Genomic DNA, 12,756 nt, shown 5'->3' with positions numbered 1-12,756 from the left:
CTCCCTAGCGTCCGATGATCATGGCGCGCAGGCTCTTCGGAACCAGCAGCGCCAGCGCGACGTGGATGACGAGAAAGGCGCAGATCAATGCCATCATGGTGAAATGCACGTAGCGGGCGATGTCGTAGCCGCCGAACAACGCGGTGAGGTACTGGAACTGGACCGGCTTCCAGATCGACAGGCCGGACAGCACGATCAGGATGCCAACCACGATGATCCCGGCATAGAGCAGCTTCTGCACGTTGTTATAGCGCGTCAGGTCGTCATGAGAGAGCTTGCCGGTGAGCGCCGCTCTGGCGTCGCCCAGCACGCCCGCCGGCGTGATCGGCAGCAGCTTCCTGCGGAAGCGGCCGGTGGCGAGGCCTGCGACGAGATAGACGAGGCCGTTGATCATCAACAGCCACATTGCCGCGAAATGCCACTGGATCGCGCCGCCGAGCCAGCCGCCCAGGGTAATCGCATGGGAAAAGGTAAAATCGAACAGCGGCGAGGCGTTGTAGATCTGCCAGCCCGACATGATCATCAGCACCATGGCAACGGCGTTGACCCAATGCAGGATGCGCACCCAGGCCGGCTGGATTACCCTGGTGGATGCTGGCGCCGCGTGTTCGTCGGTAGCTGACATGGTCGACATCGGGGAATCCATCGGAAGTGATCGATACGGACAGTTCGTCGGCAATCTAGCATTTGTTACGCGACAGCGAGCCATCCGTTTTTGTGGCGCGCCTCAAACCGATCACGAAAAAGCGAGCCAGGTTGCCCTGGCTCGCTCGTTGCGCGCCCCGTAAGGGACGCACGCGCATCCTGTGGGGACAAGTCAGGGTGCGCAACACACTCCCATGTCATCACCCGCGAAAGCGGGTGATCCAATACACGCTGGACACGCGGCTCCTTCACCGGGACTCGTGTTTACTGGATCGCCCGGTCCTGGCGCGCAATTGCGCGCAGGCCCGGGCGACGACAGTGAGCTTGTCGCTGAACAGATCTTACGCCCTCGGCATCAGCACGGTGTCGACAACGTGGATCACGCCGTTCGACTGGTTGACGTCCGGGATCGTGACGGTCGAGGATCCGCCCTTGGCGTCGACGATCATGACCTTGCCGCCCGAAGCCTTCACGGTCAGCTCTTCGCCTTCCACGGTCTTCAGCTTCTGGCCGTCCTTGAGGTCAGCGGCGTTCAGCTTGCCGGCGACCACATGATAGGTGAGGATCTTCGTCAGTGTCGCCTTGTTCTCGGGCTTCACCAGCGTATCGACGGTGCCGGCCGGCAGCTTGCCGAAGGCGGCGTTGGTCGGGGCGAACACCGTGAACGGACCCTTGCTCTCAAGGGTATCGACCAGGCCGGCGGCCTTCACGGCGGCGACCAGCGTGGTGTGATCCTTGGAATTGACGGCGTTCTGAACGATGTTCTTCGATGGGAACATGGCGGCGCCGCCGACCATCACGGTCTTCTCGCCGGACATTTCGCTCTTCATCATCTTCTTGTCTTCGGCAGATGCGGGGCCAGCAGGCTGCCGGTGATGGCGAGGGTGCTGAATGCGATGGCCGACAGAAGTGCAATGCGCTTGGACATGGATCGTCTCCCAAATGGATTTCATGATCGGCGGATATTCGCCGATGCGGTGAAGAGGTCGTTACAGCGGCGCAGACTGCTTGGAGGACCGGACTGCGCCGCCGATGCCCGAGCTACGGCAGCGTTTTCGGCCGGTTTCAGCGTAAATTTTTCGCCTTGGCTGAAACTTTCCGGACGCGGCGACGTTCGCGCGACTAAATTGCCTTGGGGGTGGTGTTCTTGCTAATGAAGACGCGTCAGTTTGACGCGACCCTTCGCGGTCGCTCCCCGCCTCGAAAAAATGCGTGACACCATGACCGCTGCATTGAACGCCAATCTGTTTTCCCGCCTGTTCGACGATCTCGACGATGCCACCCGCCTGGCGATCGAAACGCCGGAAGGACTGCGCATCACCTATGGCGACCTGATCGCGCTGTCCGGGCAGATCGCGAATGTGCTGGTGAGCCGTGGCGTCAAGGTTGGCGACCGCGTCGCAGCCCAGACCGAGAAGTCGGTGCCGGGGTTGGTGCTGTATCTCGCCACCGTGCGTGCCGGTGCCGTCTACCTGCCGCTCAACACCGCCTATACGCTCAACGAACTCGATTACTTCATCACCGACGCCGAGCCGTCGCTGATCGTCTGCGATCCCGCCAAGGCCGAGGGTCTTGCCGCAATCGCCGCCAAGGTCGGCGCAAAGGTCGAAACGCTCGGGGCCGACGGCAAGGGATCGCTGACCGAAGCCGCGGCGACGCAGAAGCCGGACTTCACGACGGCGCCGCGCGAAAATGACGATCTGGCCGCGATCCTCTACACGTCGGGCACCACCGGCCGTTCCAAGGGCGCGATGCTGACCCACAACAATCTCGCATCGAACTCGCTGAGCCTGGTCGACTTCTGGCGCTTCACCGACAAGGACGTGCTGATCCACGCGCTGCCGATCTATCACACCCACGGCCTGTTCGTGGCTAGCAACGTCACGCTGTTCGCGCGAGCGTCGATGATCTTCCTGCCCAAGCTCGATCCCGAACTGATCATCAAACTGATGGCGCGCGCCACGGTGCTGATGGGCGTGCCGACCTTCTACACGCGGCTGCTGCAGAGCCCGAACCTGACCAAAGAGTCCACCGCGCATATGCGGCTGTTCATCTCGGGCTCGGCGCCGTTGCTGGCGGAAACCCATCGCGAATGGTTCGCGCGCACCGGCCACGCCGTGCTGGAGCGCTACGGCATGACCGAAACCAACATGAACACCTCGAATCCCTATGACGGCGAGCGCGTGCCCGGCGCCGTCGGCCAGGCGCTGCCCGGCGTTTCGGTGCGCGTCACCGATCCCGAGACCGGCAAGGAGCTGGCCGCCGACACGATCGGCATGATCGAGGTCAAGGGCTCCAACGTGTTCAAGGGCTACTGGCGGATGCCGGAGAAGACCAAGGCGGAATTCCGCGACGACGGCTTCTTCATCACCGGCGACCTCGGCAAGATCGACGCCAAGGGCTACGTGCACATTCTCGGCCGCGGCAAGGACCTGGTGATCTCCGGCGGCTTCAACGTCTATCCGAAGGAAATCGAGAGCGAGATCGACGCCATGCCCGGCGTGACCGAATCCGCTGTCATCGGCGTGCCGCATGCCGACTTCGGCGAGGGCGTCACCGCCGTTGTGGTGACCAACAAGGGCGCCGAGGTCAGCGAAGCCGAAGTGCTCGGCGCGCTCGACGGCCGCATCGCCAAGTTCAAGATGCCGAAGAAGGTGATCTTCGTCGACGACCTGCCGCGCAACACCATGGGCAAAGTGCAGAAGAACGTGCTGCGCGACACCTATGCGGGGATCTACAAGAAATAGAGCCGCTCTCGAGAACCGTTCACACCATGTGATCCGGCGCCAGTGCGCAGGGCGAGTTGGGATCGGTCTCGACTTGGATGGTGGCGTGCTCGATGCCGAAATCGCGATGCAGGCGGCGCGCCACTTCCATCAGCCAGGCGTCGCCCGGCGAACCCGCCGGGATCACCAGGTGGCAGGTCAGCGCGACCTCGGTCGTGCTCATCGGCCAGATGTGCAGGTCGTGAACCTGCACCACACCGCTGCACCGTTCGAGATAATCGCGCACGGCGTGGGGATCGATGCCGCGCGGCACGGCGCTTAGCGACATCGCGGTGGAGTCGCGCAGCAGGCTCCACGTGCCCCAGACGATGACACCGGAAATCACCAGGCTGACTGCCGGATCGAGCCAGTTCCAGCCGGTATAGAGAATGAGCAGACCGGCGAGCACCACGCCGGCCGACACCGCGGCGTCAGCCACCATGTGCAGGTAGGCGCCACGGATGTTGAGGTCGCCCTTGCGGCCCGACGCAAACAGCCAGGCCGTAACGCCATTGATGGCGATGCCGATGCCGGCCACGACCATCACCGTGACTCCGGCCACCGGCTCCGGAACGAGCAGGCGCTGGATGGCCTCCCAGGCGATGGCGCCCACCGCCACCAGCAGGAACACGGCATTGAACAAGGCCGCGAGGATCGACGAGCCGCGCAGTCCATAGGTGAAACGTGGCGAGGGCGCCCGCTTCGACAGGATCGCCGCGGTCCACGCCGCCATCAGGCCAAGCACGTCGGACAGGTTGTGCCCGGCGTCGGCGACCAGCGCCATTGAGCCGGACGTATAGCCATAGATCGCCTCCACCACGACGAAGGCGCTGTTGAGGCCGATGCCGATGGCAAAGGCCGCGCCGAAACTGGCGGGCGCATGCACATGGCCAGCGCCGGGCGCGTGGGTGTGCGGGTGGTCGTGGTCGTGATCATGGGCGTTCATGCCCCGGCATAAACAGCAGAACGGAATCGAATACTATCACGCCCGGCATCACGGCGACGCGGGCGAACGCCGAAGCCTGTTCCGCCTGTTGGAATGGCGCGAAGCACCGCTTGAGTACGCCTGTGCCCTTCATAATGTACGGGCGCGAGACCTCGCCCTCTGCCGCCGGCTCAGCCGCCTGTGCAGCGGAAAGAACAAAAGACTTGGAGGGAGCCCATGAAAACCAGCGGAAAGCTGAAGCCACTCGCCGCCGCGCTGTTGCTGGCCGGACTGGGCCATCCGGCGCTCGCACAGGCGGAAGGCCCTAAGCCGCCGATCGTGCTGGACTCAACGGGTGCTTTTGAAGTCGGGGGCAAGGTCATCAGCAAGCCGGATGACCCCAGCCAGACCCTGTCCTGCGACCACGGTTACGTCGAATATTTCATTCCCGCCAAGCGGCGTAGCGTCGGCCTGATCATGTGGCACAGCTCGAGCACCAAGGTGTGGGAAAACAACTGGGAGGGCGGCGAAGGCTACAAGAGCATTTTCCTGCGCAAGGGCTATCCGGTCTATCTATGGGACGGCCCGCGCGTCGGCCGCGCCAACTGGAGCTGCGAGCCGATCACCTATACGCCCGAGTATTTCGACCAGCGCAACTTTGCCGCCTGGCGGTTCGGTATCACCTATCCGAACTGGCATCCGGGGCTGCAATTCCCCACGGCCAATGCCGAAGCCTGGAACCAGGCGACACGCGCCCGTTACGACGAGTTCGATACGCTCGAGAATGCCTTGCTGCAGGCAGAAGCGGGCGGCCAGGCCATCGACAAGATCGGACCGGTCGTCGCCCTGACCAATTCGGCCGGCGGCTGGCGTGCGCTGTTGTCGGCACTGAAGGCCAAGAGCGGAAACATGAAAGGCATCGTCGCCTACGAGACCCCCGGCTTTGTCTTTCCGGAAGGCGAGGGGCCGGCCCCCGAGCCCAAGGCCCCTATGGCCCCAATTCCGTGCCGCTGTCGGAGTTCATGAAGCTGACCAAGTTTCCGATCCAGATGGTGTTCGGCGACTACACCGACACGCGTCCGCTCTGGGCAACGTCGGTCAAGCTGGCCCGGACCTTCTGCGAGATCGTCAATCGTCACGGCGGAGATTGCGAAGTCCTGCTGCTCCCGGATGCCGGTCTGCGGGGCAATTCACACATCGCCTTTGCCGATCTCAACAACCAAGCGGTTGCCGACGAGCTGTCAAAATGGCTGCAGCGCAAGGGCCTCGACAAGTTCGCGCAGCCATAGCGCCTACAGCAGCGCGATGACGAAGCGGCTGCCGACGATGAACAGGTAGCAGCCGAAGGCGGTTTCCAGCGTCCGCTTCGACATGGCATGCGCCGCCCTGACACCGAGCGGCGCTACCATCAGGCTGGTCGGCATTACCAGAACGGCGCCGATCAGCGATACGTAGCCCAGTGCGAACGGCCACTGCAGCAGGACCACGGCCGGATAGGCTGCCGCTGCCGGCCATCCGGCATAGACATAGCCGAGCGCGCCGGGGATCGAGATCAGCACTGCCAGTGCTGCGGAGGTCGCCACCGACTGATGGATGGTGCGGCCGTGAAACGTCATCAGCAGATTGGAAAACAGGCCGCCGCCGATGCCCATCAGCGTCGACAGCAGACCGATGACGAAGCCATAGGCCTTCATCAGAGCGCCCTGCGGCATTTCCTCGCCGAGCCGCCAGCTGTCCTTGCCGAGCAACAGCCGCGCAGCTGCCGACCACGCCACCGCCACGAACACGATCTTGAACAGCCGCTCCGGGGCGTAGCGCGCAATCACGCTGCCGAGGACCACGCCGGCCAGCACCGGCAGCCACCAATGCCTGATGATCGCATGATCGACCGCGCCGCGGGCATGATGGGCCCGCCAGGAGCGGATCGAGGTCGGGATGATGATCGCCAGCGAGGTGCCGATGCAGAGCGGCATCCGCACTTCCAGCGGCACGCCGGCGAGGCGGAAGCATTCGTAGAACACCGGCACCAGGATGGCGCCGCCGCCGATCCCGAATACGCCGGCGAGAAAACCCGCGAGGGCACCGACGCCGATCAGCAACACGGCCAGTTCCAGTAGTTGGGAAAGCTCAAGCCCGGCCATGCGATGTTCCGCCCCTGCGCGCTGTACCCTTGTGAATCGCGCTTCACCGGCGATTGCCATCAATACTGGCGGAAGCTGTCAATACCTTCAAATGCAAGCCTCATCCGAAGCTATGAACCTGCATTCGAAAAATGCAATTTCGGCGTTGCACTGGCTGTTTCGACTTCGTAAATAGAATTGCTCTACGCGATCCCCCACGGGCGCTTTCGCTCGCCCGCAAACCTGTCAAAGTTGCTGATGACCGCCAGGATCGAACGCCCGCTTTCGCCGCATTTGCAAGTCTATCGCTGGACCCTGACGATGGCGCTGTCCATCGTGCATCGTGCCACCGGCGTTGCCCTTTATGCCGGCACGCTGCTGCTGGCCTGGTGGCTGATCGCCGCCGCCTCCGGCCCCGCCGCCTACGCCAATGTGCAGGCCTTCACCGGCAGCTTCATCGGCCGCTTCATTGCCTTCGGCTACACTTGGGCGTTGATGCACCATATGCTGAGCGGCGTCCGCCATCTGGTCTGGGATCTCGGCTACGGGTTCAAGGCCTCGGAGCGCGAATGGCTCACCTGGGCGGCGCTGATCGGCGGCATCTCGCTGACCATCGTGCTGTGGCTCGCCGCCTATGCCCTGGGAGCCGGACGATGAGCGCACCTGACACCCATTCCGCCAAATCCATGCGCACGCCGCTCGGCCGCGTCCGCAGCCTCGGTTCGTCGCATTCCGGCACCAGCGATTTCTGGCGCCAGCGCATCACGGCCGTGGCCATGGTGCTGCTGATGATCCCGGTGGTCGTGATCGTGATGATGCTGCTCGGCCGCAACCAGGCCGGCGCCGCACAGATCCTCGGCTCGCCCTTCGTTGCGCTGATCATGCTGTTGTTCATCATTGCCAGCGTCTGGCACATGAAAATCGGCATGCAGGTCGTGCTGGAAGACTATGTGCAGAACGAAAAGCTGAAGCTGGTCTCGATCATGGCCAACAACTTCTTCTCGGCCGCCGTCGCGCTGGCCTCGATCTACGCCATCCTCAAATTGTCATCTGGAGTGTAGCGCATGGCCGCGAACGGCAACGGCGCCAACGGGGCGGGCATCGCCGCCTACCCGATTGAAGATCATACCTACGACGTCGTCGTGGTGGGTGCCGGCGGCGCCGGCCTGCGCGCCGTGGTCGGCTGCGGCGAGGCCGGGCTGCGTACCGCCTGCATCACCAAAGTGTTTCCGACCCGCTCGCACACTGTCGCGGCGCAGGGCGGCATCTCCGCTTCGCTCGGCAACATGCATGCCGACGACTGGCGCTGGCACATGTACGACACCGTCAAGGGGTCGGACTGGCTGGGCGACCAGGATTCCATCGAATACATGGTGCGCAACGCGCCCGACGCCGTCTACGAGCTCGAACACTGGGGCGTGCCGTTCTCGCGCACCGAAGACGGCAAGATCTATCAGCGCCCGTTCGGCGGCATGACGCTGGACTACGGCAAGGGCCAGGCGCAGCGCACCTGCGCCGCCGCCGACCGTACCGGCCACGCCATGCTGCACACCATGTACGGCCAGGCGCTGCGCCACGCCGCCGAGTTCTTCATCGAATACTTCGCCATCGACCTGATCATGGATGACCAGGGCGTCTGCCGCGGCGTCATCGCGCTCAAGCTCGACGACGGCACGCTGCACCGCTTTAAGGCGCAGACCACCATTCTGGCCACTGGCGGCTACGGCCGCGCCTACGCTTCCTGCACCTCGGCGCACACCTGCACCGGCGACGGCGGCGCCATGGCGCTGCGCGCGGGCCTGCCGCTGCAGGACATGGAGTTCGTCCAGTTCCACCCGACCGGCATCTACGGTTCGGGCTGTCTGGTGACCGAAGGTGCCCGCGGCGAAGGCGGCTATCTCGTCAACGCCGAGGGCGAACGCTTCATGGAGCGCTATGCGCCGTCCGCCAAGGATCTCGCCTCCCGCGACGTCGTTTCGCGCGCAATGACCATCGAGATCCGCGAAGGCCGCGGCGTCGGCAAGAAGAAGGATCATATCTTCCTGCACCTCGACCATCTCGATCCCAAGGTACTCGCGGAACGTCTGCCGGGCATTTCCGACTCCGCGCGCATCTTCGCCGGCGTCGACGTCACCAAGCAGCCGATCCCGATCGTGCCGACGGTGCACTACAACATGGGCGGCATCCCGACCAACTTCCACGCCGAGGTCGTCACCAAGAAGGACGGCGACGACAATGCCGTGGTGCAGGGCCTGATGGCGGTCGGCGAAGCCGCCTGCGTCTCGGTGCACGGCGCCAACCGGCTCGGCTCCAACTCGCTGATCGATCTCGTGGTGTTCGGCCGCGCCGCAGCCTTGCGCTGCGCCGAGAAGCTGACGCCCAACGCCAAACAGCCGGACCTGCCGGCCGGTTCCGCCGACAAGGCGCTGAACCGTCTCGACCACTACCGCTATGCCAAGGGCGGCACGCCTACGGCGAAGCTGCGCGAAAACATGCAGCATGTGATGCAGACCAACTGCGCCGTGTTCCGCACCGGCGAGGTCCTGAGCGAAGGCAAGGAGCTGATCCACAAGGTGCACAGCGGCATCGTCGATGTCAGCGTGTCGGATCGTTCGCTGACCTGGAATTCGGACCTGATCGAGACGCTGGAATTCGACAACCTGATCGTTCAGGCCGTCGTTACCATGGACTCGGCGGCCAACCGCACCGAGAGCCGCGGCGCCCATGCCCGCGAGGATTTCTCGGCGCGCGACGACGTCAACTGGATGAAGCATACGCTGGCGTGGCTCGATGGCGGCGGCAAGACCGACATCAAGTATCGCCCGGTGCACGATTACACGATGACCAACGACGTGCAGTACATCCCGCCCAAAGCGCGCGTCTACTAATGACCGCGCGTGTACTGATGACAGCGAAGGCTTGAGACCATGGTCGAGTTCGCACTTCCGAAGAATTCCAAGATCACCGGCGGCAAGGAATGGCCGAAGCCGGCCGGCGCCACCGAGACGCGCGAGTTTCGCGTCTATCGCTGGAATCCCGATGACGGCAAGAATCCGGGCGTCGACACCTATCACATCGACACCAAGGACTGCGGTCCGATGGTGCTCGACGGCCTGATCTGGATCAAGAACAACATCGATCCGACCCTGACCTTCCGCCGCTCCTGCCGCGAAGGCGTGTGCGGCTCCTGCGCCATGAACATCGACGGCCAGAACACGCTGGCCTGCACCATGGCCATGGACGACGTGAAGGATGGCCCGGTGAAGGTCAATCCGCTGCCCCATCAGCCGGTGGTGAAGGACCTGATCCCCGACCTCACCAACTTCTACGCCCAGTACGCCTCGATCGAACCGTGGCTGCAGACCACCACGCCGACCCCGCAGAAGGAATGGAAGCAGAGCCACGCCGACCGCGAGAAACTCGACGGCCTCTACGAATGCATCCTGTGCGCCTGCTGCTCGACCTCGTGCCCGAGCTACTGGTGGAACAGCGACCGCTTCCTCGGCCCGGCCGCCCTCCTTCAGGCCACCCGCTGGGTCAAGGACAGCCGCGACGAAGCCACCGGCCAGCGCCTCGACAATCTCGAGGATCCGTTCCGGTTGTATCGCTGCCACACCATCATGAACTGCGCCAAGGCCTGCCCGAAGGGACTGAACCCCTCCGAAGCCATCGCAGAACTCAAGCTGAAGATGGTCGAGCGCCAGATCTGATCGACGGACGGCTCACCAAATGCCACTGTCATCGCCCGGCCTGCGCGCAATTGCGCGCCAGGACCGGGCGACCCAGTAAACGCGAACGCTTGCGATAGAGCGGCGTTTCCAGCGTGTACTGGGTCACCCGCTTTCGCGGGTGACGACAACCGAGTGTCGTCCGTGCAATGCCCGGCAATGAATTAGACTGAATCCCATCATGGCAGCGCTCGAACTCGGCCTCGACACATTCGGCGACGTGACCAACGACGCCGACGGCACGCCGCTGTCGCACGCGCAGGTGCTGCGCAACCTGGTCGACGAAGCGGTTCTCGCCGACCGCATCGGCATCGATTTCATCGGCATCGGCGAACACCACCGCGCCGACTTCGCGGTGTCCGCGCCCGATGTGGTGCTGGCGGCGATCGCCTCCCGCACCTCGCGCATCCGACTCGGTTCCGCCGTCACCGTGCTTTCTTCCGACGATCCTATCCGGGTGTTTCAACGCTTCTCCACCCTCGATGCGCTGTCGAACGGCCGCGCCGAGGTGATCCTGGGCCGCGGCTCCTTCACCGAATCGTTTCCGCTGTTCGGCTTCGCGCTCGCCGACTACGAAATGCTGTTCGAACAGAAGCTCGACCTGTTCGCGGCCCTGATCCATGAAAAATCCGTCACCTGGGAGGGCAGCATCCGCCCGCCGCTGAAGGACCAGCAAGTGTTCCCGCCGATCGAGGTGGGAACACTGAAGACCTGGATCGGCGTCGGCGGCAGCCCTGAATCCGTGGTGCGGGCGGCGCGCTATAATCTGCCCTTGATGCTGGCGATCATCGGCGGCGATCCGACGCGCTTTGCACCCTATGTGGATCTCTCGAAGCGAGCTTACGCCCAACTTGATCGGCCGGTTCAGCCGATCGGTGTGCATTCGCCGGGCTACGTCGCCGACACCGACGAACTGGCCCGCGAGCAGCTGTGGCCGGACTATAAGATCATGCGCGACCGCATCGGCGCCGAGCGCGGCTGGCCGCCGATGCAGCGCCGGGAGTTCGACCAGGAGGCCGATCACGGCTCGCTCTATGTCGGCTCGCCGGAGACCGTCGCGAAGAAGATCGCCGCGACGGCGAAGGCGCTCGGCCTTTCCCGCTTCGACATGAAGTACTCCGCCGGCGGTTTGTCCCACGAGCGGATCATGCATTGCATCGAGTTGTACGGCACCCGGGTTATCCCGATGGTGCGCGAGATGCTGGGGTAGATCCTTTAAGCTTGCAGGGAACGTACCCCGGATGCTGCGCAACGCGCGGCCCTGGCCGCATGGTGCGCTGCTGATCCGGGGCCCACGCGATCACGCACAAGGACGGGGTCCCGGATCTGCGGAGCGGCATATCGGCGATGCAAGCGCATCGCCTGAGAATGCCGCACCGCGTCCGGGACACGATAGCAAAGCTTCCTCACGATCCCGGCGTCCACCTCCATACGATCTCCTTCACATCGATCGCCTTCGGAATCAGTCCGAGCTTGAAGAAACGATCCGCGGTGGCCTGCTGGCTCGCCACCACCCTGTCGGTGATCGGCGTGACCAGGAACGTCGAACGGTTCACCGCCCGCGTCAGCGCCTCGCTGTCCACGCCGGTGGTCTCATGCAGGCTGGCGACGATCTCGGCGCGGTGCTCGCCCGCCCATTTCGATTCTTCGGCAAAGGTCTGGTTCAGCAGCGCGACGATGTCGACGTGCTTGGCGGTGAAGTCGCGGTTGGCCAGGAAGAACGAGTTGGCGTCGTGCACATCCTTCGCGGAAGCGATGACCCGCACCTTGCCTTTCTCCGCTAGCGCCAGATAGGGATCCCAGATCGTCCAGGCGTCGAGGTTGCCGCCGGCGAAGGCCGCCACGGCGTCGGCCGGGCCAAGCGTCACCGGCGTGATCTCCGAATAGGCAATGCCGCCCTTCTCCAGCGCCGCCACCGTCGTGTTGTGCGCGCTCGAGTCCTTGGCAAAGCCGATCTTCTTGCCCTTGAGATCCGCAAGCGTCTTGATCGGCGAGTTCTCCGGCACGATGATCGCCTCATTGGCGCCGGCCGACGGCAGCGCCGCAACGTAAAGCAGGTTGGCGCGCGCAGCCTGCGCGAAAATCGGCGGCGCGTCGCCGGTAAAGCCGAAGTCCACATTGCCTGTGTTGATCGCCTCTAGAATCGGCGGCCCGAACTGGAATTCAACCCACTTCACCTGGATGCCGCGCGACTTCAGCACCTTCTCGAGCGTGCCGCGGGCCTTCACGGCGGGAAAGATGCCGGCCTTCTGGAAGCCGATGCGGACCTCCTTCAACTCCTGCGCCATCGCAGGCAATGCGGCGAGGCCGGAGAATAGCAGCGCGGCCGAAAGGCCGGCGAGGATCGTTCTGCGGGATCTGGACATTTGCTTTCTTGCTCCGTTGCCATTGGCCATGGGGTGAATGCGGCATGACAAAGCTACGCCGGCGCCGCGAGATTATGCTTTCAAAGAAAAGCGCCAACCGACAACGTTTTGTTTTGATAGTTTTGCGGCGCGCGCGTTTACGTCTCTTTGCGGCGCGGGCGCGTGGAGGCGACGGCGGAACTCGCCGGTAATACCGGAGAATGTTTT

The 12,756-nt window shown here is 63.9% G+C and carries 12 protein-coding genes and 1 pseudogene; 8 read left to right on the top strand and 5 right to left on the bottom strand.

Features of this window, described 5'->3' with window-relative positions; genetic code table 11:
• Positions 1 to 4: 4 nt before the first annotated feature.
• Positions 5 to 634 carry a cytochrome b/b6 domain-containing protein gene (locus tag ONR75_RS02160; protein WP_265081178.1) on the bottom strand — a complete coding sequence of 210 codons (630 nt, stop codon included), beginning with the start codon at positions 632 to 634 and terminating at the stop codon, positions 5 to 7.
• A gap of 352 nt (positions 635 to 986) precedes the next feature.
• Positions 987 to 1,573: pseudogene (locus ONR75_RS02155) on the bottom strand (fasciclin domain-containing protein).
• A 292-nt stretch (positions 1,574 to 1,865) separates the two neighbouring features.
• Between ONR75_RS02155 and ONR75_RS02150 the strand changes: the two are divergent.
• Positions 1,866 to 3,392, top strand: a complete 1,527-nt coding sequence (locus tag ONR75_RS02150; RefSeq protein WP_265081177.1) for a malonate--CoA ligase — start codon at positions 1,866 to 1,868, stop codon at positions 3,390 to 3,392.
• A 19-nt stretch (positions 3,393 to 3,411) separates the two neighbouring features.
• On the opposite strand, the gene ONR75_RS02145 is transcribed toward ONR75_RS02150, so the two are convergent.
• Entirely contained in the window at positions 3,412 to 4,356 is a 945-nt protein-coding gene (locus ONR75_RS02145) for a cation diffusion facilitator family transporter (RefSeq protein ID WP_265081176.1), read from the bottom strand.
• A 216-nt stretch (positions 4,357 to 4,572) separates the two neighbouring features.
• Here ONR75_RS02145 and ONR75_RS02140 point away from each other — a divergent pair, with 216 nt between their 5' ends.
• Both ONR75_RS02140 and ONR75_RS02135 read left to right on the top strand, forming a co-directional pair.
• Positions 4,573 to 5,361, top strand: coding sequence for a hypothetical protein (locus ONR75_RS02140; protein ID WP_265081175.1), 789 nt, complete (start codon positions 4,573 to 4,575; stop codon positions 5,359 to 5,361).
• Positions 5,358 to 5,624: a hypothetical protein gene (locus ONR75_RS02135; protein ID WP_265081174.1), complete on the top strand. Its 267-nt coding sequence runs from the start codon at positions 5,358 to 5,360 to the stop codon at positions 5,622 to 5,624. Before ONR75_RS02140 ends, ONR75_RS02135 begins: the two co-directional genes overlap by 4 nt.
• Before the next feature lie 3 nt (positions 5,625 to 5,627).
• Here the strand turns inward: ONR75_RS02135 and ONR75_RS02130 are convergent, their stop codons facing one another.
• Positions 5,628 to 6,476, bottom strand: coding sequence for a sulfite exporter TauE/SafE family protein (locus ONR75_RS02130; protein ID WP_265081173.1), 849 nt, complete (start codon positions 6,474 to 6,476; stop codon positions 5,628 to 5,630).
• 237 nt (positions 6,477 to 6,713) lie between these two features.
• Here ONR75_RS02130 and sdhC point away from each other — a divergent pair, with 237 nt between their 5' ends.
• The 5 genes from sdhC to ONR75_RS02105 all read left to right on the top strand — a co-directional run bounded on the left by sdhC (position 6,714) and on the right by ONR75_RS02105 (position 11,393).
• Positions 6,714 to 7,112, top strand: coding sequence for a succinate dehydrogenase, cytochrome b556 subunit (gene sdhC, locus ONR75_RS02125; RefSeq protein ID WP_265081172.1), 399 nt, complete (start codon positions 6,714 to 6,716; stop codon positions 7,110 to 7,112).
• Positions 7,109 to 7,516, top strand: coding sequence for a succinate dehydrogenase, hydrophobic membrane anchor protein (gene sdhD / locus ONR75_RS02120; protein WP_265081171.1), 408 nt, complete (start codon positions 7,109 to 7,111; stop codon positions 7,514 to 7,516). The genes sdhC and sdhD overlap by 4 nt, the downstream gene beginning before the upstream one ends.
• Positions 7,517 to 7,519: 3 nt before the next feature.
• Complete coding sequence (gene sdhA, locus ONR75_RS02115; RefSeq protein WP_265081170.1) at positions 7,520 to 9,343, top strand: succinate dehydrogenase flavoprotein subunit; 1,824 nt, start codon at positions 7,520 to 7,522, stop codon at positions 9,341 to 9,343.
• A gap of 39 nt (positions 9,344 to 9,382) precedes the next feature.
• A complete protein-coding gene (locus tag ONR75_RS02110; protein ID WP_265081169.1) occupies positions 9,383 to 10,165 on the top strand; it encodes a succinate dehydrogenase iron-sulfur subunit in 783 nt (260 codons plus the stop codon).
• A gap of 199 nt (positions 10,166 to 10,364) precedes the next feature.
• Positions 10,365 to 11,393, top strand: coding sequence for an LLM class flavin-dependent oxidoreductase (locus ONR75_RS02105; RefSeq protein WP_413776425.1), 1,029 nt, complete (start codon positions 10,365 to 10,367; stop codon positions 11,391 to 11,393).
• A 196-nt stretch (positions 11,394 to 11,589) separates the two neighbouring features.
• Here the strand turns inward: ONR75_RS02105 and ONR75_RS02100 are convergent, their stop codons facing one another.
• On the bottom strand, positions 11,590 to 12,549 hold the full coding sequence (locus tag ONR75_RS02100; RefSeq protein WP_265081168.1) for an aliphatic sulfonate ABC transporter substrate-binding protein: 960 nt from the start codon (positions 12,547 to 12,549) through the stop codon (positions 11,590 to 11,592).
• Positions 12,550 to 12,756 lie beyond the last annotated feature (207 nt).

The organism is Rhodopseudomonas sp. P2A-2r, assembly GCF_026015985.1.
In the GTDB taxonomy this organism is placed as follows: domain Bacteria; phylum Pseudomonadota; class Alphaproteobacteria; order Rhizobiales; family Xanthobacteraceae; genus Tardiphaga.
Note: the sequence above shows the minus strand (reverse complement) of the source record. Positions and strands in the feature narration are given on the sequence as shown.